At 40.3% G+C, this 20,057-nt stretch carries 19 protein-coding genes and 1 pseudogene; all 20 read left to right on the top strand.

Annotated elements, in window-relative coordinates:
- The first annotated feature begins 72 nt into the window (after positions 1–72).
- The 20 genes and pseudogenes from AC1F25_RS04435 to AC1F25_RS04340 all read left to right on the top strand — a co-directional run bounded on the left by AC1F25_RS04435 (position 73) and on the right by AC1F25_RS04340 (position 20,046).
- Complete coding sequence (locus AC1F25_RS04435) at positions 73–1,743, top strand: formate--tetrahydrofolate ligase (RefSeq protein ID WP_025478054.1); 1,671 nt, start codon at positions 73–75, stop codon at positions 1,741–1,743.
- Positions 1,744–1,916: 173 nt separating this feature from the next.
- The gene (locus AC1F25_RS04430) at positions 1,917–2,303 is read left to right on the top strand and encodes a hypothetical protein (protein WP_002309328.1); all 387 of its coding nucleotides are present in this window, start codon (positions 1,917–1,919) and stop codon (positions 2,301–2,303) included.
- A complete protein-coding gene (locus AC1F25_RS04425) occupies positions 2,290–2,988 on the top strand; it encodes a CBS domain-containing protein (RefSeq protein ID WP_002309327.1) in 699 nt (232 codons plus the stop codon). Before AC1F25_RS04430 ends, AC1F25_RS04425 begins: the two co-directional genes overlap by 14 nt.
- Before the next feature lie 4 nt (positions 2,989–2,992).
- Complete coding sequence (gene lspA, locus AC1F25_RS04420; RefSeq protein WP_002309326.1) at positions 2,993–3,457, top strand: signal peptidase II; 465 nt, start codon at positions 2,993–2,995, stop codon at positions 3,455–3,457.
- A complete protein-coding gene (locus AC1F25_RS04415) occupies positions 3,454–4,365 on the top strand; it encodes an RluA family pseudouridine synthase (RefSeq protein WP_002309325.1) in 912 nt (303 codons plus the stop codon). The genes lspA and AC1F25_RS04415 overlap by 4 nt, the downstream gene beginning before the upstream one ends.
- 235 nt (positions 4,366–4,600) lie before the next feature.
- Entirely contained in the window at positions 4,601–5,140 is a 540-nt protein-coding gene (pyrR, locus tag AC1F25_RS04410) for a bifunctional pyr operon transcriptional regulator/uracil phosphoribosyltransferase PyrR (protein WP_002295862.1), read from the top strand.
- A gap of 13 nt (positions 5,141–5,153) precedes the next feature.
- Complete coding sequence (locus tag AC1F25_RS04405) at positions 5,154–6,437, top strand: solute carrier family 23 protein (RefSeq protein WP_479994286.1); 1,284 nt, start codon at positions 5,154–5,156, stop codon at positions 6,435–6,437.
- A 12-nt stretch (positions 6,438–6,449) separates the two neighbouring features.
- On the top strand, positions 6,450–7,376 hold the full coding sequence (locus AC1F25_RS04400) for an aspartate carbamoyltransferase catalytic subunit (protein ID WP_002309323.1): 927 nt from the start codon (positions 6,450–6,452) through the stop codon (positions 7,374–7,376).
- 18 nt (positions 7,377–7,394) lie between these two features.
- A complete protein-coding gene (locus tag AC1F25_RS04395) occupies positions 7,395–8,675 on the top strand; it encodes a dihydroorotase (protein ID WP_002313786.1) in 1,281 nt (426 codons plus the stop codon).
- A gap of 4 nt (positions 8,676–8,679) precedes the next feature.
- Complete coding sequence (locus AC1F25_RS04390) at positions 8,680–9,756, top strand: carbamoyl phosphate synthase small subunit (RefSeq protein ID WP_002309321.1); 1,077 nt, start codon at positions 8,680–8,682, stop codon at positions 9,754–9,756.
- Between the two features lie 4 nt (positions 9,757–9,760).
- A complete protein-coding gene (gene carB, locus AC1F25_RS04385; RefSeq protein ID WP_479994285.1) occupies positions 9,761–12,946 on the top strand; it encodes a carbamoyl-phosphate synthase large subunit in 3,186 nt (1,061 codons plus the stop codon).
- 53 nt (positions 12,947–12,999) lie between these two features.
- On the top strand, positions 13,000–13,776 hold the full coding sequence (locus AC1F25_RS04380; protein ID WP_002309317.1) for a dihydroorotate dehydrogenase electron transfer subunit: 777 nt from the start codon (positions 13,000–13,002) through the stop codon (positions 13,774–13,776).
- A complete protein-coding gene (locus tag AC1F25_RS04375) occupies positions 13,773–14,705 on the top strand; it encodes a dihydroorotate dehydrogenase (RefSeq protein WP_002309316.1) in 933 nt (310 codons plus the stop codon). Before AC1F25_RS04380 ends, AC1F25_RS04375 begins: the two co-directional genes overlap by 4 nt.
- A pseudogene (gene pyrF / locus AC1F25_RS04370) lies at positions 14,702–15,415 on the top strand (orotidine-5'-phosphate decarboxylase); the annotation flags it as partial. The gene AC1F25_RS04375 and the pseudogene pyrF, both read left to right, overlap by 4 nt.
- Positions 15,416–15,424: 9 nt before the next feature.
- Positions 15,425–16,054 (top strand): orotate phosphoribosyltransferase, encoded by a 630-nt coding sequence (gene pyrE, locus AC1F25_RS04365; protein WP_029680876.1) that lies wholly within the window; start codon positions 15,425–15,427, stop codon positions 16,052–16,054.
- Between the two features lie 452 nt (positions 16,055–16,506).
- Entirely contained in the window at positions 16,507–16,923 is a 417-nt protein-coding gene (locus AC1F25_RS04360) for a PTS sugar transporter subunit IIA (protein WP_002309312.1), read from the top strand.
- Positions 16,920–17,390: a PTS sugar transporter subunit IIB gene (locus AC1F25_RS04355; protein ID WP_002309310.1), complete on the top strand. Its 471-nt coding sequence runs from the start codon at positions 16,920–16,922 to the stop codon at positions 17,388–17,390. Before AC1F25_RS04360 ends, AC1F25_RS04355 begins: the two co-directional genes overlap by 4 nt.
- A gap of 19 nt (positions 17,391–17,409) precedes the next feature.
- The gene (locus AC1F25_RS04350; RefSeq protein ID WP_479994284.1) at positions 17,410–18,189 is read left to right on the top strand and encodes a PTS mannose/fructose/sorbose/N-acetylgalactosamine transporter subunit IIC; all 780 of its coding nucleotides are present in this window, start codon (positions 17,410–17,412) and stop codon (positions 18,187–18,189) included.
- Positions 18,190–18,203: 14 nt separating this feature from the next.
- The gene (locus tag AC1F25_RS04345; protein WP_002309306.1) at positions 18,204–19,016 is read left to right on the top strand and encodes a PTS system mannose/fructose/sorbose family transporter subunit IID; all 813 of its coding nucleotides are present in this window, start codon (positions 18,204–18,206) and stop codon (positions 19,014–19,016) included.
- A gap of 52 nt (positions 19,017–19,068) precedes the next feature.
- On the top strand, positions 19,069–20,046 hold the full coding sequence (locus AC1F25_RS04340) for an SIS domain-containing protein (RefSeq protein WP_002313783.1): 978 nt from the start codon (positions 19,069–19,071) through the stop codon (positions 20,044–20,046).
- Positions 20,047–20,057 lie beyond the last annotated feature (11 nt).

Below are 20,057 nucleotides of genomic sequence, written 5' to 3'. Positions count from 1 at the left end.
ACAAGGTATAATTGGCATATCTTAACAAAGAAGGTATTTTTTTAAATAAAGTTCGTGAAAAGGGGTAATCAAATGAAGAGTGATCTGCAAATTTCACAAGAAACAGATCTAGAACCGATTATTGAAGTAGCTAGTAAATTAGATCTTAAGGAAGACGATTTGGAACTGTATGGGAAATATAAGGCGAAAATCAATTTTTCTGGAATCAATCGCTCAAAGGATAACGCTGAAGGGCATTTGATCTTAGTTACTTCCATCAATCCAACACCAGCTGGCGAAGGAAAGTCAACAATCACTGTAGGGTTAGGAGACGCGCTCAATAAAATCAATAAAAAATCTGTTATTGCATTGCGAGAACCCTCACTTGGTCCTGTGATGGGAATCAAAGGTGGTGCTGCAGGCGGAGGATATGCACAGGTATTGCCTATGGAAGATATCAACTTGCATTTTACTGGTGACATGCATGCTATCACAACAGCTAATAATGCATTATCTGCTCTTTTAGATAATCATATTCATCAAGGAAATGAATTGAACATCGATGCTCGCCGAGTGATTTGGAAACGGGTAGTTGATCTCAATGATCGTGAACTGCGTAAAGTAATCGTTGGCTTGGGTGGGCCAATCCAAGGTGTCCCAAGAGAAGATGGGTTTGATATCACAGTTGCTAGCGAAATCATGGCTATCTTGTGTCTTGCGGCAGACCTCGAAGATTTAAAGGCTCGTCTTGCAAGAATCGTTCTCGGCTATACATTTGACCGTCAGCCTGTGACTGCTGGAGACTTGAAAGCAGAAGGCGCTCTGGCATTACTGCTGAAAGATGCCATCAAGCCGAATCTTGTACAAACAATTTACGGAACACCAGCTTTTGTCCACGGGGGACCGTTTGCCAATATCGCCCATGGCTGCAATAGTATTTTAGCTACCAAGACAGCATTGAGATTAGCAGATTACGTTGTCACAGAGGCAGGATTTGGTGCAGATCTTGGCGGAGAGAAATTTTTAGATATCAAAGTACCTAACTTGAAAAAAGCGCCGGATGCAGTGGTGATCGTCGCAACAATCCGCGCATTGAAAATGCATGGCGGAATGAAAAAAGATGAACTTAAAAATGAGAATCTTGACGCTTTGAAAATAGGTTTTGCAAATTTAAAACGTCATATACGTAACATGGAACAATACCAACTCCCTGTGATCGTTGCAATCAATGAATTCGTAACAGATACAGATAGTGAACTTACACTGCTGGAGCACTTGTGCGAAGATCAGGGAATCCTTGCTAAAAGAGCAAGTGTATGGGCAAATGGAGCAGAAGGTGGCGTTGATTTAGCAGAAGCTGTGGTACGATTGATTGATAGAAAAGAAGCTGATTACAAGCCATTGTATCTCCTAGAAGAAACGATACAAGAAAAGACTGAAACAATCGTCAAGAAAATCTACGGAGGAAATGGTGTTGTTTTTAGTAAAAAGGCGCAAAAACAAATAGAAGAATTTACGAAAAATGGATGGGATAATTTGCCGATTTGTATGGCGAAAACCCAATATTCATTCTCTGATGATCCTTCATTGCTAGGCGCACCTGAAGATTTCACCATCACCATCCGAGAAATCATCCCAAAAGTAGGGGCAGGATTTTTAGTAGCCTTAACTGGGGATGTTATGACGATGCCTGGTTTGCCTAAAAAACCTGCTGCATTAAATATGGACGTGACAAACGACGGAGAAGTATTTGGTTTGTTTTAAGCTTGATTATAATCTACCGTATACTAAATGACTTTCATTAAACATAAGAGGAGCTGTATTTTGACTACAGCTTCTTTTTTTGAAGGTGTCAAGAGATTAATTGTGTTTGCACTAGGATCATTCTTTTTCTTTATTGTATTTTGAGCTATACTAAAGCATAATAGGAGGGTACGATGAAAACGACATTTATAAGAAAAACCGGTTTTTACGGTATGGGCAGCTCGATTCAATTAAGAATCAATAATGAAAAACGCAGTTTTCTCAATCATGAACAAAAGATAACGCTTGATCTGGAAGTTCCCTTTACGATGCAGGTCACCTTTTATTGGCTAAAAAGCCCCGTTTATACAGTGAAAGAAGCAAAGCCTGTTTATGTGATCACAATGAATAGTTTGATTCTTCAAATCTACCCGTTCTTATTTCTGGCAACTGGGTTGGGGGCCGTTTTCCTACAAAATCTATTTTTCAGTTTTTTTGCAGTTGTCGTGATGTTTGCGTTCTTTTTCTATATAAAAAACCGGGCATATTTGATCAAGGAGGAAAATTATGGCAAACTCTGATCTTTTTTTAATCAGTTTCAATCGAATCGAAAAATGGATGAGAGACGAGATGGGAAATGCACGAAACATGGGATTTACCGAACTTGTCAGACGCCTAGCTCAAAGAAAACAATTGATGATCAGAAAATATGAAGATGATCTTTTACAGCTTGCTCAGTTAAGGAATGCAATCGTCCATGACCGAATCGCCGTCGATTTTGTCATTGCAGAACCAAATGATTGGACAGTCAAGCGAATCCAGCTGATCGAACAAGAACTGATACGCCCAGAAACCGTACTACCTCGATTTGCAAAACGTGTAACCGGTTTTGAGCAAGATCTTCCGCTACTTGAACTGTTAAAGATAGTAGCAGAAAAAAGGTATTCACAGTTTCCGTTATATAATAAAGGAAAATTTGTAGCATTGATTACTTTACGGAATATCGGATTTTGGCTAGCAAAAGAAAGCCAAAAAGGTCCTGTTGATTTAACAAATAAACGAGCATTGGATTTGATTATCCAAAATGGGAAGTACACAAATTATCATTTTGTTCCAGCTAAAACACATATTTACGAGGTTGAAGCGATGTTTCGTGAGCAAGGAACTTTGGAAGCCGTACTTATCACTAAAGATGGTAATCCCGATGGTAATCTGCTTGGGATCATACGACCTCGCGATATTTATAAACAAATAGAAAAGGATTGATTTTTTGTTAATTATTTATTGGATATTCAGCGCTCTGCTAGTGGGAGTGGATCAGCTGGTCAAATGGTGGATCACTGATAATTTAGCGCTTGGAGAGACGAAAAGTCTTATACCAGGTATATTGTCACTGAATCATATTCGAAACACTGGAGCCGCATGGAGTATGCTAGAAGGGAAGATGTGGTTCTTTACTATAGTGACACTCATTGCAGTCGTTGTGATTCTCACATTGATGATTAAAAATCGTGAAAAAGGTAATCGCTGGTTCATGATTGGATTGAGCCTGATTCTAGCTGGTGCGATAGGTAACTTTATTGATCGTCTCCGACTTGGCTATGTAGTAGATATGTTTCAAACAGACTTTATGAACTTTCCAATTTTCAATGTAGCAGATGTGACACTTGTATGCGGAGTGATCTGTATATTAATTTATATTATTTTAGATGAAAAGGATCAAAGAAAAAAATGACAGAACTTAAAACAACGATTTATCATGAATCTGGTAGGATCGATAAAGTATTGACTAATCTATTCAGTAATTACAGCCGTTCGCAAATTCAATTGTGGCTGAAAGAACGTGCGGTTTCTGTCAATGGAGAACCAGTCAAAGCAAATTACAAAGTAAAACAAGGAGACGAGATCACTGTCTTGATCCCTGAACCAGAAACATTAGATGTTGTCCCAGAGAACATCCCGTTGACCATTGTTTACGAAGATGAAGATGTCGCGGTAATCAATAAACCCCAAGGAATGGTCGTTCATCCTTCAGCAGGTCATACGCATGGTACAATGGTCAATGCGCTGATGTATCATGTCAAGGATCTTTCTACGATCAACGGAGTTATCCGACCGGGTATCGTCCACCGAATCGACAAAGATACTTCAGGTTTGCTGATGGTTGCCAAAAATGACCAGGCACATGAATCATTAGCTAAGCAATTAAAAGATAAGACTTCTTTACGTAAATATGTTGCTTTAGTCCATGGAGAGATTCCTCACGAAAAAGGCACGATCAATGCGCCAATCGGCCGTTCGAAAGAAAACCGAAAAATGCAGGCGATAAGAGAAGATGGAAAGCCAGCTGTCACGCATTTTACTGTATTGGAACGTTTTGAAGGATTTACTCTAGTTGAATTAAAACTGGAAACTGGAAGAACACATCAGATCCGCGTGCATATGAAGTATATCGGTTATCCGTTAGCTGGAGATCCAGTATACGGACCGAAGAAAACTTTGAAAGGCAATGGTCAATTTCTCCATGCGCAAATGTTAGGTTTTACGCACCCGACTACAAACGAAAAGATGATCTTTGAAGCACCTCTTCCAGAAGTTTTTGAAAAAACTTTAGAAAAATTAAGAAAAAACATTGCATTTTAATTTAGATAACGGTATAGTAATTAACAACGAAAGCATAAAACTTAATAGAATTCCTTTAAGTTTAGTCCCGTGAGGCTAAGAAGGGTGGGAGCAAGGATACGTATGGTGCGCCATAAAGTAAATTGCTCATTGACATAGTATAGCTATCAGTGTATCAGTATACGCTCAGTCTAAACATTCCTCCTGTCCTCTTAGGGCAGGAGTTTTTTTATGCAAAAAAGTAGGGGGAATGAAAATGCAAGCAAAAGAAGTAGTAGATCAGGTAACGATGAAGCGAGCATTGACTCGAATTACTTATGAGATTATCGAGAGAAACCATAGTATCCAAGATATCGTATTGGTAGGTATCAAAACACGAGGAATCTACATTGCATCAAGAATCGCTGAACGTCTGAAGCAGCTAGAAGATATCGATATTCCTGTAGGAGAACTAGATATCACTTTATACCGAGATGACAAAAAAGAAAATCCAGAAGAACCGGAACTTCATTCTTCTGACATCCCAGTTTCCTTAGAAGGAAAAGAAGTTATTTTGATTGATGATGTTTTGTATACAGGACGAACGATTCGAGCGGCAATGGACGCAGTAATGGATTTTGGCAGACCAAGAAAAATTTCATTAGCAGTCCTAGTAGATCGTGGGCATCGAGAATTGCCAATCCGTGCAGATTATGTTGGGAAGAACATTCCAACATCTCGGGCGGAAGAGATTTTAGTAGAGATGCAAGAGCTTGATGGACAAGATCGCATCATGATTTTGAAAGAGGAAGATTAGAGGAGAGAGAAACATGTCGGAGAAAAAAGGATTTCATAATGATGACGTGGTGTTAGATATCCACGATCGCCCAACCCCAGGACATTGGGTTGGATTAAGTTTACAACACTTGTTCACGATGTTCGGAGCAACCGTGTTAGTACCTATCTTAGTAGGGATCGATCCAGGTATCGCACTAGTCAGTTCAGGACTAGGTACATTGGTGTACTTATTTACTACTAAAGGAAAGATACCTGCGTACTTAGGAAGCAGCTTCGCTTTCATTGCAGCGATGCAGCTTTTGATGAAAACAGATGGTTATCCAGCGATTGCACAAGGAGCAGTCACAACTGGATTAGTCTACTTGATTGTTGCGCTGATCATCAAAAAGATCGGTTCAGCATGGCTAGATAAAATCTTGCCTCCGATCGTCGTCGGCCCAGTCATCATGGTTATCGGGTTGGAACTTGCGGCAAATGCAGCAACAAATGCTATGTATAATCAAGGCACATATGATTTCAAGTATATTGCCGTAGCACTGATCACATTAGGATTGACCATCTTCTTCAACATGTGGCTAAGAGGTTTTCTCGGATTGATTCCGATTTTACTAGGTATTATTAGCGGGTACATCGTAGCCTTGCTGTTTGGAATCGTGGATACTAAGCCAATCGTAGACGCTGCCTGGTTTGCTGTTCCTAACTTTGAGATTCCATTTTTACAATATGAACCAAAGCTATATCTTGGAGCAATCACAACAATGGCGCCCATCGCTTTTGTGACGATGACAGAGCATATCGGCCATCTTATGGTATTGAATAAACTAACTAAACGTAATTTCTTTGAAGAACCGGGTCTTCATAAGACGTTGACAGGTGATGGCTTAGCACAAATCGTAGCAGCCTTCGTTGGTGGACCTCCTGTAACAAGTTACGGCGAAAACATTGGTGTTCTGGCTATCACACGCGTCCATAGCGTGTTTGTGATTGGGGGAGCTGCAGTTTTTGCAGTCGTTTTGGGATTCGTAGGAAAATTAAGCGCTTTGATTTTAAGTATCCCTGGACCAGTCATCTCAGGAATCAGTTTTATCTTGTTTGGTGTCATTGCAGCAAGCGGAATGAAGATTTTGATCGAGAACAAAATCGATTTTGACAAAAAGAAAAATCTGTTGATTGCTTCAGTTATACTAGTAGTAGGAATTGGCGGACTTGTCTTTGAAGTAGGCACATTTACATTGTCGGCAATGGCGTTAGCAACTGTACTTGGCATCGTTTTAAATCTTATCTTACCAGAAACTTCACGAAGCGAAGAAAACTAAGGAGGAAACATTATGATCATCAAATCAGAACGTATCAGTTTAAAGCATTTATTGACCGTTGAGGCACTTACTGACCAAGAAGTTATGGGCTTGATTCGCAGAGGGCAAGAATTCAAGCAAGGGGCTAATTGGACTCCGCAAAAGCGCCAGTACTTTGCTACAAACCTCTTTTTCGAAAATAGTACCCGCACACATAAAAGTTTTGATGTAGCGGAGAAAAAACTAGGGCTTGAAGTGATTGAATTTGAAGCAAGTACAAGCTCTGTCCAAAAAGGAGAAACGTTATACGATACAGTACTGACGATGTCTGCATTAGGTGTAGATGTAGCGGTCATCCGTCATGGTGATGAAAACTATTATGACGAACTGATACAAAGCAAAACCATCCAGTGCTCGATTATTAATGGGGGAGACGGAAGCGGACAGCATCCAACCCAATGCTTGCTTGATTTGATGACCATTTATGAAGAATTTGGACACTTTGAAGGACTGAAAGTTGCCATTGTAGGGGACATCACCCACTCTCGGGTAGCGAAATCCAATATGCAGATGTTGAAACGCTTAGGTGCACAAGTATTCTTCTCAGGTCCTAGAGAATGGTACGACGATGAATTCGAAGTATACGGACATTATATGCCATTGGACGAACTACTAGATCAAGTTGATGTCATGATGATGCTTCGAGTGCAACACGAACGCCATGATGGAAAAGAAAGCTTCTCAAAAGAAGGCTACCATCAGGAATATGGTTTAACAGTTGAACGTGCGAAGAAGCTGCAAAAACATGCAATCATTATGCACCCAGCACCAGTTAACCGCGATGTGGAATTAGCTGATTCATTAGTGGAAGGATTACAGTCACGAATCGTTCAACAAATGAGCAATGGTGTCTTTGTCAGAATGGCAATCTTAGAAGCAGTGCTAAATGGAAAAGCGTAATTATAGGAGGATGGAAAAATGAAAACACTCATTAAAAACGGTCAGATCAATACACGAAAAAATATGACGACACCAGCAGAAATTTGGATAGAAGATGGGCGAATCAAAGCAATCGGTACAGGATTCTCAGAAGCCGAATTTGATGAAGTGTTTGATGCAAAGGGACAATTGATCACACCTGGTTTAGTGGACGTCCATGTCCATTTGAGAGAGCCAGGATTTACATACAAGGAGACGATCGAAGCTGGAACTCGCTCAGCTGCACGTGGTGGTTTTACTACTGTATGCGCGATGCCGAATTTAAATCCTGTACCTGATAAGGCAGAAAAGCTGAAACAAGTATATGACATCATTAGAAAAGATGCAGTTGTGAAGGTATTACAGTATGCGCCAATCACAGAAAATCTGCGAAGTGAGAAATTAGTTGATCAAGAAGCACTGATTGAAGAAGGTGCTTTTGCTTTCACAAATGACGGTGTAGGTGTCCAAACGGCTGGAACGATGTATCTGGCTATGAAAGAAGCTGCGAAAAACAATAAAGCACTAGTAGCCCATACAGAAGACGAATCTTTATTATTTGGCGGTGTTATGCATGCTGGCAAGAAGGCAGAAGAACTGGGTCTTCCCGGGATCTTAAGTGTAACCGAGTCTTCTCAAATCGCCAGAGATCTGTTGCTAGCTGAAGCAACTGGTGTTCATTACCATGTGTGCCACGTATCTACTAAAGAGAGTGTCCGAGTAATCAGAGACGCAAAAAAAGCAGGAATCCACGTAACAGCGGAAGTTTCGCCCCATCATCTTATTTTGATCGATGAAGATATTCCCGAAGATTTCGGCTTTTGGAAAATGAATCCACCGCTAAGAGGACGGAAGGACAGGGAAGCCTTGATCGAAGGTTTGCTTGACGGCACGATCGATTGTATCGCTACAGATCATGCCCCACATGGATTAGAAGAAAAAAGCCAAAGCTTCATGAAATCGCCATTTGGCATAGTAGGAAGCGAAACAGCATTCCAACTGATCTACACTCATTTTGTAGAAACTGGACAATTCACATTGGAACAAGTAATCAATTGGCTGGCAGTTAAACCGGCTGAGATTTTTGGTTTGAATGCAGGAACGCTGACAGTCGGCGCACCCGCTGATGTAGCAATTTTTGATATTACAAAAACTTGCACGATCGATAAAGAAGACTTTTTATCAAAAGGGGAAAATACACCTTTTATCGGCTGGAAAGTAAAAGGTGAAACACAAATGACTTTTGTCAACGGAAAACTTGTGTGGCAGAAGGGAGAATAAAAATATGGAACGTTTGCTTATATTAGAAGATGGAACAGTTTTCGAAGGAAAAGCTTTTGGCGCGGATGCAAATGTCTTCGGAGAAATCGTTTTTACAACAAGTATGACTGGTTATCAAGAAACCATCACCGATCAAAGTTTCAACGGTCAAATCATTACATTTACCTATCCTATGGTGGGCAATTATGGGGTAAATAGAGATGATTATGAATCGATTTCTCCAACATGCAAAGGAGTAGTAGTAAAAGAGCACGCGCGTGTAGCTTCAAACTGGCGAAACCAAATGACGCTAGATTCATTTTTGAAACAAAAAGGGATTCCTGGAATATCAGGTATCGATACGCGCGCCCTTACTCGTAAAATCCGTGAAGTCGGAACGATGAAAGCAAGTATCGTTGATGCTGGAGATTCCTTCGAACATGCATTTGATCAGCTGAAAGCAACCGTTCTAGCAACCAATCAAGTGCAGCAAGTCTCCACTAACAAACCTTATCCAAGTCCAGGAACAGGACGGAAAGTTATCGTCATTGACTTCGGCTTGAAACATAGTATTTTACGAGAATTGAGTAAAAGAAACTGTAACCTCACAGTACTTCCCTATAACACAGATGCCGAGACGATTTTAGCGTTATCACCAGACGGAGTCATGCTGACGAATGGACCTGGTGATCCAAAAGATGTGCCAGAAGCAATCGAAATGATCAAAAAAATCCAAGGAAAAGTACCGATTTTTGGTATTTGTCTTGGTCACCAGTTATTTGCTTTAGCCAACGGTGCAGATACCTATAAAATGAAATTCGGACATCGAGGATTAAATCACCCGGTACGAGAAGTAGCGACCGGAAGAATTGATTTTACTTCTCAAAATCATGGCTATGCAGTCGATGAAGCCACGATTGATTCAGAAAAACTCATCGTAACCCATGTAGAAGTAAATGACGGAACAGTAGAAGGAGTCAAACACAGAGATTATCCCGCTTTCAGTGTGCAGTTTCATCCAGATGCTGCTCCTGGTCCGCACGATGCACTACATTTATTTGATGAATTTATGGAAATGATGGATGCAGGAAAGGAGCAGTAAACAGATGCCGAAACGTACAGATATCAAGAAAATTATGGTGATTGGATCTGGTCCGATCATCATTGGTCAAGCCGCAGAATTTGACTACGCAGGAACACAAGCTTGCCTTGCTTTAAAAGAAGAGGGATATGAAGTGGTTTTAGTAAATTCTAATCCTGCGACGATCATGACTGACAAAGAAGTGGCAGATCAAGTATATATCGAACCGATCACACTTGAATTTGTATCAAGGATTCTTCGAAAAGAGCGTCCAGATGCTCTCCTTCCAACTTTAGGCGGACAGACAGGCCTCAATATGGCAATGGAGCTGGCAGCATCAGGTATTTTAGAAGAATTGAACATAGAACTTCTAGGAACGAAGCTTTCTGCGATCGATCAAGCAGAAGACCGTGATTTATTCAAACAGTTGATGAAAGAATTGAATCAGCCAATCCCCGAGTCTGAAATCGTCAATACAGTAGAAGAAGCTGTAGCGTTTGCAAATAAAATCGGCTATCCCGTCATCGTTCGTCCAGCCTTTACTTTAGGCGGAACTGGTGGAGGCATGTGTGAAAATGAAGAAGAATTACGAATAGTCTCAGAAAATGGATTAAGTCTTTCCCCAGCTACCCAATGTTTAATTGAACGAAGTATTGCGGGTTTTAAAGAAATTGAATATGAAGTGATGAGAGATTCGGCTGATAATGCAATCGTTGTCTGCAACATGGAAAATTTTGACCCAGTGGGTATCCATACAGGTGATTCTATCGTGTTTGCTCCTAGCCAGACATTGTCTGACCATGAATATCAAATGCTTCGTGATGCTTCTCTTTCGATTATTCGAGCACTTAAGATCGAAGGAGGCTGTAACGTCCAACTTGCTCTTGATCCACATAGCTTTAATTATTATGTGATTGAAGTCAATCCGCGTGTTTCTCGTTCATCGGCGTTAGCAAGTAAGGCGACTGGCTATCCGATCGCTAAGCTAGCTGCTAAAATAGCGCTTGGATTAACATTAGACGAAATGAAAAATCCTGTAACAGGAACGACTTTTGCAGAATTTGAACCTGCATTAGATTATGTTGTAGCTAAAATTCCTCGCTGGCCGTTTGATAAGTTTGAAAACGGAGAACGGCTTTTAGGTACGCAGATGAAAGCAACTGGTGAAGTGATGGCTATCGGTCGGAATATCGAAGAGTCTTTATTGAAAGCTGTGCGTTCTTTAGAAATCGGTACACACCATATCGAACTTCCTGAGTTGGCAGACATCACGGACGATGACCTAATCCAAAAAGTGGTTCGAGCACAAGATGATCGCCTGTTTTATGTAGCTGAAGCTATTAGACGAGGGTACACCATAGAAGAATTGGCAGATTTGACAAAAATCGATTTATTCTTTTTAGATAAACTGTTGCATATCGTAGAAATCGAACAGCAGTTGAAACAGCAGCCGTTGGATGACAGGATATTGAAAACAGCGAAACAAAACGGTTTTACAGACAAAAAAGTGGCGGAGCTGTGGGAAATAAGCGAAGAAGCCGTTCGCCAGATGAGAAAAGAAAATGACTTGATTCCTGTATATAAAATGGTTGACACTTGTGCAGCGGAATTCGAATCAAAAACACCTTATTTTTATAGTTCCTATGAATATGAAAATGAAAGTTCACGATCAGAAAAGCCCTCAGTTCTAGTACTGGGATCTGGTCCTATCCGTATCGGACAAGGAGTTGAATTTGACTATGCGACTGTGCATTCTGTCAAAGCAATCCAGCAGGCAGGATACGAGGCAATCATCATGAACAGCAATCCGGAAACAGTTTCTACTGACTTTTCTATTTCGGATAAATTATATTTTGAGCCATTGACCTTCGAAGATGTGATGAATGTGATCGAGCTAGAACAGCCGATAGGAGTAATCGTTCAATTCGGTGGTCAGACAGCAATCAACTTAGCCGAACCTTTGACTACTGCTGGTGTAAAAATCTTAGGGACAACGATTGAAGACTTGGATCGTGCGGAAAATCGTGATTTATTCGAGCAAGCGCTGAAAGAGTTGGATATTCCTCAACCTTTAGGGGATACTGCTACAAGTAAAGAAGAAGCCGTGGTTATCGCTTCGAGAATTGGTTATCCAGTACTTGTTCGTCCAAGCTATGTATTAGGCGGGCGTGCGATGGAAATCGTTGAAAATCAGCGAGATTTAGAAGACTACATGGAACATGCTGTGAAAGCTTCTCCAGAACATCCAGTACTAGTGGACCGCTATTTGCTTGGTGGCGAATGCGAAGTGGATGCGATTTGTGACGGTGAAACAGTACTCATTCCAGGGATCATGGAACATATTGAGCGTGCCGGTGTCCATTCAGGGGATTCAATGGCTGTGTATCCACCTCAAACATTATCTGAATCAATCAAGAAAACGATCGAAGACTACACGATCCGTTTAGCATTAGGTTTGAACTGTGTCGGGATGATGAATATCCAGTTCGTCATCCATGAAAATGAGGTTTATGTGATCGAAGTCAATCCTCGAGCAAGTCGGACTGTTCCATTCTTAAGTAAGGTGACAGGAATTCCAATGGCACAAATTGCGACGAAAGCTATTTTGGGAGAGAAATTAAAGGCACTTGGTTATGAAAACGGACTTTATAAGGAAACAAAAGAAGTCCATGTTAAAGCGCCCGTCTTTTCTTTTACTAAATTGCAGAAAGTCGATACTTACTTAGGGCCTGAAATGAAATCGACTGGAGAAGTAATGGGGTCTGACAGACAATTAGACAAAGCTTTGTACAAGGCATTCGAAGCTTCTGGATTACACTTGCCTGAATATGGAGCCGTATTGTTTATGATTGCGGATGAAACAAAAGAAGAAGCACTAGAGTTGGCTAAACGTTTTACAGAAATCGGCTATAGTCTGATAGGAACGAAACATACAGCTGCCTATTTCGAAAAACATGGTTTGGTTATTGAAACAGTTGCGAAAATTTCTGAGGAAGCAGCAGAAAAAAATGTAGTCGACTTAATACGAGATGGTAAAACACAAGTGGTTGTCAATACGATTGATAAAGATCGGGGAAATGCTTCTAAAGACGGCTTCATTATCCGAAGAGAAGCAGTCGAACATGGTATTCCGTTGTTTACTTCTTTAGACACAGCAGATGCGATCGTTCGAGTGATGGAATCCCGTGCATTTTCAACCAACCCTATTTAACGGTGTATACATGTTAAGACCGAAAGAAGAAAATCCGTTACAGGAGGGGACAGATGAAACAAGAAATGATGGAAATCGTTCAGCAAAAACAGCTGGCACCAAAGATTTTTGAAATGACATTAAAAGGTGATCTAGTAAAAGAAATGCAGCAACCAGGACAGTTCTTGCATATCCTCGTGCCGCGTGCAGACTTGCTGCTACGCCGACCGATTAGCTTGAATCATATCGATCACGAGACAAATACTTGCCGTATTATCTATCGGGTGGAAGGTGAGGGGACTAGCGTTTTCTCTACTCTTTCTGCCGGAGACTATTTAGATGTTATGGGCCCTTTAGGTAATGGCTTTGATTTATCTGATCTTCATACAGGAGACGAAGTATTTATAATCGGTGGAGGAATCGGTGTCCCGCCTCTGTATGAGTTATCAAAGCAGTTAGTCAAAAAAGGGATCAAGCCAACGCACTTTTTAGGTTTTGCCACACATGAAGTCGTTTATTATGAAAAAGAATTTAATCGTCTTGGAGAAACAAGAATCGCTACTGACGATGGCACATACGGTATGCACGGAAATGTCGGTAATTTATTATTAGGAACGAAGACGAAACCTACAGCAGTTTTTGCATGTGGTTCAAACGGGTTATTGAAGACAGTGGAACAGCTGTTTTCTTCGCATCAAAATGTCCAGTTATCATTAGAATCCCGCATGGCATGTGGGATAGGGGCTTGCTATGCTTGCGTTTGTCATACGCCGGAAGATGAAACAGGAACAAAAAGTGTGAAAGTTTGTGACGAAGGACCGATTTTTAAAATAGGAGAGGTAATTATATGAATGAGAATCCTTTAGCAGTCAAACTTCCTGGCCTAGAATTAAAAAATCCTATCATGCCAGCAAGCGGCTGTTTCGGTTTTGGCAAAGAATATGGAAAATACTATGATTTGAATCAGCTTGGTTCGATCATGGTCAAGGCAACGACTCCAAATGCTCGCTTTGGCAATCCCACACCGAGAGTGGCGGAAACACCATCTGGCATGTTGAATGCGATTGGTTTACAAAATCCTGGTCTAGACGTTGTTATGAATAAACTTCTTCCAGAATTAGAGGAGTACAATGAGTTACCCATCATCGCAAATGTTGCTGGTGCTTGTGAAGAAGACTATGTAGAAGTTTGTAGCAAAATCGGCGAAGCGCCAAATGTGAAAGCAATCGAGCTGAATATTTCCTGTCCAAATGTCAAGCATGGCGGTATCGCTTTTGGAACAGATCCTGACGTTGCTTTTCAATTAACACAAGCAGTAAAGAAAGTTGCTTCTGTTCCTGTCTATGTCAAACTATCTCCCAATGTGACAGACATCGTTCCAATCGCTCAGGCAATCGAAGCTGGAGGGGCAGATGGATTTACAATGATCAATACACTACTTGGTATGCGGATTGACCTTAAGACAAGAAAACCAATTTTAGCCAATCAAACAGGTGGACTATCCGGACCAGCAATCAAGCCTGTCGCTATCCGTTTGATTCATCAAGTGGCAAGTATATCCAATCTTCCAATCATTGGGATGGGCGGCGTGCAGACAGTGGACGATGTTCTTGAGATGTTTATGGCTGGAGCAAGCGCTGTAGCTATAGGGACTGCGAATTTCACCGATCCCTATATCTGTCCTAAACTAATCAAAGAGCTCCCAGTGCGAATGAACGAACTAGGTATTGAGTCACTGGAAAGATTAATCAAAGAAGTGAGAGAGGAACGTGAACGATGAACCAACTAAACCAACGACCAATCATTGCATTAGATTTTTCAACTTGGCAAGAAGTAGAAGACTTTCTTCTTTTTTTCCCAGAAGAAGAAAAATTGTTTGTGAAAATCGGAATGGAATTGTTCTACCAAGAAGGACCTGAAATCGTACGTTATTTAAAAGATGCTGGTCACGATGTGTTTTTAGATCTGAAACTTCACGATATTCCGAATACGGTCGAAAAAGCAATGCGGGGACTGGCAAAGCTTGGTGTTGATGTCACATGTGTTCATGCAGCTGGCGGTATTCGCATGATGGAGGCGGCAATGCGTGGATTAGAAGAAGGAACGCCAGAAGGTGGGAAACGTCCCCTACTTCTAGCTATCACTCAACTTACCTCTACAAGTGAAGAGGAGATGCATGCAGACCAACTAATCGAAGTTCCTTTAGAAAAAAGTGTGATCCATTACGCTAACTGTGCCAAAAAAGCAGGATTAGATGGTGTGGTTTCTTCTGCTTGGGAAGTAGAAGCGATCAAAGAAACGGCGGGAGATGAATTTGTTTGCTTAACTCCAGGGATAAGACCAGAAGGAACAGTCGTAGGAGATCAGACAAGAGTAGTCACACCTTCTCAAGCAAGAGAGATTGGCTCAACTTTCATCGTTGTGGGACGACCAATCACACAGGCAACTGATCCTTATGAAGCATACCGAGCGATTCAAACAGAATGGAGCCAACCTAAAATGAATGTAGAACAAAGTATCGCAAAAGATCTATTAGAAATTGAAGCAGTATTTTTAAATCCAAGTAATCCTTTTACTTGGGCAAGTGGAATCAAAAGCCCCATTTACTGTGATAACCGAATCACGATGAGCTATCCAAAAGTCCGAAAAGAGATCGCAAAAGGCTTAGCAAGAAAAATCAAAGAAGCTTTCCCTGAAGTACAAGTAATTGCTGGAACTGCAACGGCAGGAATTCCTCATGCTGCATGGGTAGCGGAAATATTAGACTTGCCAATGGTCTATATTCGAAGTAAGGCGAAAGATCATGGGAAAGGCAACCAAATCGAAGGGCGTATAGTTGAAGGTCAGAAGATGGTTGTGATCGAGGATCTGATTTCTACAGGAGGTAGCGTCTTGGAAGCAGCTGAAGCAGCAAAAAGAGAAGGTGCAGCTATCCTTGGTGTTGCAGCTATCTTTACGTATGAGTTGCCAAAAGGAAAAGCAAATTTCGAAAAAGCCGAAATCCCTCTTATGACGTTGACCAATTACTCTGTATTGATCGAAGCAGCTTTAGAAGATCGTTATATCGATGAGCAAGAATTAACTCTGCTAAAAGAATGGAAAAAAGATCCTGAAAATTGGCAGTTTTAAGTACAAAAATACTTAGATAATTGAAGAAATAAAGCTATATTATTTTGAATATTTCTAAATTACCATTTCTCTACACCGTTATATTTTTTAAGGATACAGTTTATGTAACTGTATCCTTATTTTTTTCATAACCCTGCATGGATGATTTGGATGAGGAGATACATCCATAAAATACATATGCATGATCTTCAATAGCGCTGATTACACAAAGTATGAACGACTTCAACGAGTCAAAAACAGCCCCTCAACTGTGTTCCTATCCCACAGTCGAGAGGCTATTTTTGTTTTATATATGTAGAAAAGCAGTTCAACACTTTTACAAAATAGATTGAACACTTATCAGTAAATGATAAAAGTGTTGGGAAATAGTTGTAACTATAGCTTTTACAGGCTGAACAGAAGTTGGCACGGTATTTGCTTTATATAAAACTGTCAGCGAGGAGGAAATAAAAATGAATACGATTATTCTAGCTAGTCATGGCGCATTATCTCAAGGTCTAAAACAAACAGCTGAAATGATCTTGGGACCTGCCACTAATATTTATGCATTATCGGCTTATCGCGATGAAGATGAGCCGATAGAGCAACAAATACAAAGTATAGTTTCAAAATTAGGAAAAGAAAATCTATTTATTCTCACAGATATCTTAGGAGGAAGTGTCAATAATGAAATGATAGGACTGTTAAAGAAAGAGCCAGCAATACGCTTGATCACAGGAATGAATCTACCCTTAGTGATTTCAATCGCCACGCAAGTTAACCCAATTGCTGCTGCAGATTTAGAATTGATTATTGAAGAAAGTCGGCAGTCATTGATTGATTGCAATCGATTACTAAAAAAATCAAATGAAGGAGGAGATGATCTATGATCAAGTTCATTCGTATCGATCACCGATTGTTACATGGACAAGTGGTGTTTTCTTGGAGTAAATCTTTACAAATCAACCGAATTCTGGTGGTGAATGATGAAGCAGCCAATGATGAATTTAAAAAAATGTCTTTAGAACTATCAAAACCTCAAGGAATCAAACTCAATATATTTACCGTTGAAAATACCTTGACAAAAATATCTAAAATAGAAGCATTGAGTGAAAACATCATGATGATCTTTGGAAATACCAAGGATGTTCGTCAGTTTTGCGAAAGTTACTCAAACGTTAAGGAAATCAATTACGGAGGCATCATAAAAAAAGAAGGATCAAAACAATTCAGTAATGCTATCTTCTTGACTGAAAATGAGATAGAAGATGCGAAAGTACTAAAATCAATGGGCATCAAACAGTTCATGCAACAGGTTCCAACCTCCAAAAAAGAGGATTTGAATACAATGATTTAAAAAGAAAGGAGTTTACGTTATGTTGTTTCAATCGATTGCCTTAGGTCTGGTCGGAATCATGTGCATCTTGGACTCTAGACTACTAGGGAGGATGAATTTTGAACGGCCTTTAATCGTGAGTACGTTAGTTGGGTTAGTATTAGGTGACTTGGAAAAAGGTTTGTTGGTTGGTGCTTCTCTGGAATTGATGTCGCTTGGTCTGGTAAATATCGGAGCAGCAGCGCCACCAGATATGAATATGGCGTCCATTATTGCTACAGCTTTTGCTATTCTATCTGGCTCCAATGCTGAAACTGCTCTGACTATTGCCATTCCAATCTCTGTATTAGGACAAATGCTTGGAATATTGATGCGGACGGTACTCTCAAATCTGACACATTGGGCAGATAATTTAATCAATGAAGGAAAGTTCAGCAGAGCACGACGGATCCACATAATCTATGGTACGGTCTTATATTCACTGATGTATTTTATCCCTATCTTTTTAGCTGTTTACTTTGGAACAGATTTAGTGAAAAATATCGTGAGCAGTATCCCAGTATGGTTGACAAATGGTCTGACTTTAGCAAGCAAAATTTTACCAGCATATGGTTTTGCTTTGTTGTTACAAACGATGTTGACGAAAAAAATGATCCCGTTTTTATTACTTGGTTTTCTAATCACAGCTTACTCCGGATTAAGCATCACAGGTATCGCAGCTTTTGCTTGCATTGTGGCCTTTGTGATGGCACAAGTCAAATTCAATGATAAAGATAATAGGACAGCAGTAAGCGAACCTGATCCTTTAGATGATTTATAGAAAGGAGTTTTTTTATGACTAAGAAAGATCAAAATAGTTGGAAGTATTGGCAATTTTTCTGGCGTTCGTGGGCAATACAAGCTTCGTGGAATTACGAACGACAAATGAATATGGGATTTATGTATGGTATTGCACCAATCATCGATAAAATCTATGACAAGCCAGAAGACAAACAAAAGAAAATCGATGCTTATGAGCGGCACATGGCTTACTACAATTGTACGCCGCAAACAAGTTCATTCGTTTTAGGACTAACAGCATCTATGGAAGAACAATATGCCGAAGATCAAGAGAATTTCAATCCGGAAACCATCAGTGCTTTGAAGACTTCGCTTATGGGCCCTTTGTCAGGAATCGGAGACTCTTTCTTCCAAGGAACCATACGTGTTTTGGCCTTTGGCTTTGGAATCAATCTCGCTCAGCAAGGTAGTATCTTAGGCCCTATCTTGGCCATTATCATCTCCTTCATTCCGTCCTTTTTCGTTACATATTATGGCGGAAAAATTGGTTATAATACTGGGAATAAATATTTAGCGAAACTGTATCAAGAAGGTTTGATGGATAAAGTGATGTATGTTTGTACGATTATCGGTTTGATGGTCATTGGAGCCATGATTGCTAGTATGATTGGGATCACCACGCCGCTAAGATTCGGCAAGGCGTTTGTTTTACAGGATGTTTTAGATAATATCATGCCCCAGTTGATTCCTTTAGGGCTGACGTTTTTTATGTATTGGTTGTTGCAAAAGAAAGTTAGGACCGGTTTGATGCTCACTATTTGTATCGCTGGTGGTGTTTTACTAAGTTTATGCGGGATTTTTAATTAAGGGACCAACCTAATTTAGGTTAAAAATAAATAGTATGAGGAGGAATTCAAACATGAATTCAACATTAAGTCCAAAAGATATCGTCAAAGAAATCATCGCGAACAAAGAGGTGGAGTCCATCGTATTTGTCGGCTGTGGTGCATCGAAAGCAGATCTATATCCAGCAAAATATTTTTTAGAACAAAACGCAAACAAATTACGTATCAGCCACTTTACGGCAAATGAATTCAATTATGCGACACCTCGCTCGATCAACGATCATACTGTAGTTATTTCAGCTTCATTGGGAGGTACGACTCCTGAAACTGTTCAAGCTAACGCAGTAGCGAAAGAACAAGGTGCCACAGTTATTAGTTTAACACATAGCGTAGATTCTCCGTTAACGAAAGACGCAGACTATGTGATTTATCATCGTTTCACAGAAGATTACGCAGCAAAACTAGAAAAAACAGGTTACTGCTTAGAACTTGCAGTTGAACTACTAAATCAGATCGAAGGATATAAAGACTACGATAAGATGATGGATGGTTTCGACAAAATTTATGATTTGTCGCAAGAAAGTGCAAAGGGAGCACGTCTACAAGCAAAAAAATTCGCCGAACGTTTCAAAAATGAAAAGGTGATATATGTTATGAGTTCAGGAGCGACTCATGAAGTTGCGTATTCCACTTCTATTTGTTTAATGATGGAGATGCAATGGATTCACTCTGGTACTTTCCATTCTGGTGAATTTTTCCATGGTCCATTTGAAATCACGGACAAAGACGTACCATTTATCTTATTGATGAATGATGGTCGTACGCGTCAAATGGATGCCCGAGCACTGACTTTTTTGAATCGTTTCGATGCAAAAATAGAAATCGTAGATGCACTGGATTGGGGACTGTCTGCCCACATTGCGAAAGAGGTTCTTGATTACTTCAATCCATTCGTCATCACAGCAGTATTCCGCGTCTATGCAGAAGAATTAGCTGAAGTACGCCAGCATCCACTGACAAAGCGTCGTTATATGTGGAAATTAGAGTATTAAACTAGAGCTGA

This window comes from Enterococcus sp. M-BR2 (genome assembly GCF_056612775.1).
This window is presented reverse-complemented; position numbering and strand designations above follow the sequence as displayed.

Bases quoted from the DNA above. Each gene is read 5' to 3' on its own strand.
- carB (WP_479994285.1), top strand. From the start codon at position 9,761: ATGCCGAAACGTACAGATATCAAGAAAATTATGGTGATTGGATCTGGT.
- AC1F25_RS04350 (WP_479994284.1), top strand. From the start codon at position 17,410: ATGTTGTTTCAATCGATTGCCTTAGGTCTGGTCGGAATCATGTGCATC.
- AC1F25_RS04340 (WP_002313783.1), top strand. From the start codon at position 19,069: ATGAATTCAACATTAAGTCCAAAAGATATCGTCAAAGAAATCATCGCG.
- AC1F25_RS04375 (WP_002309316.1), top strand. From the start codon at position 13,773: ATGAATGAGAATCCTTTAGCAGTCAAACTTCCTGGCCTAGAATTAAAA.
- pyrR (WP_002295862.1), top strand. From the start codon at position 4,601: ATGCAAGCAAAAGAAGTAGTAGATCAGGTAACGATGAAGCGAGCATTG.
- AC1F25_RS04395 (WP_002313786.1), top strand. From the start codon at position 7,395: ATGAAAACACTCATTAAAAACGGTCAGATCAATACACGAAAAAATATG.
- AC1F25_RS04405 (WP_479994286.1), top strand. From the start codon at position 5,154: ATGTCGGAGAAAAAAGGATTTCATAATGATGACGTGGTGTTAGATATC.
- AC1F25_RS04355 (WP_002309310.1), top strand. From the start codon at position 16,920: ATGATCAAGTTCATTCGTATCGATCACCGATTGTTACATGGACAAGTG.
- pyrE (WP_029680876.1), top strand. From the start codon at position 15,425: ATGAATGTAGAACAAAGTATCGCAAAAGATCTATTAGAAATTGAAGCA.
- AC1F25_RS04360 (WP_002309312.1), top strand. From the start codon at position 16,507: ATGAATACGATTATTCTAGCTAGTCATGGCGCATTATCTCAAGGTCTA.
- AC1F25_RS04390 (WP_002309321.1), top strand. From the start codon at position 8,680: ATGGAACGTTTGCTTATATTAGAAGATGGAACAGTTTTCGAAGGAAAA.
- AC1F25_RS04345 (WP_002309306.1), top strand. From the start codon at position 18,204: ATGACTAAGAAAGATCAAAATAGTTGGAAGTATTGGCAATTTTTCTGG.
- AC1F25_RS04430 (WP_002309328.1), top strand. From the start codon at position 1,917: ATGAAAACGACATTTATAAGAAAAACCGGTTTTTACGGTATGGGCAGC.
- AC1F25_RS04425 (WP_002309327.1), top strand. From the start codon at position 2,290: ATGGCAAACTCTGATCTTTTTTTAATCAGTTTCAATCGAATCGAAAAA.
- AC1F25_RS04435 (WP_025478054.1), top strand. From the start codon at position 73: ATGAAGAGTGATCTGCAAATTTCACAAGAAACAGATCTAGAACCGATT.
- AC1F25_RS04380 (WP_002309317.1), top strand. From the start codon at position 13,000: ATGAAACAAGAAATGATGGAAATCGTTCAGCAAAAACAGCTGGCACCA.
- AC1F25_RS04415 (WP_002309325.1), top strand. From the start codon at position 3,454: ATGACAGAACTTAAAACAACGATTTATCATGAATCTGGTAGGATCGAT.
- AC1F25_RS04400 (WP_002309323.1), top strand. From the start codon at position 6,450: ATGATCATCAAATCAGAACGTATCAGTTTAAAGCATTTATTGACCGTT.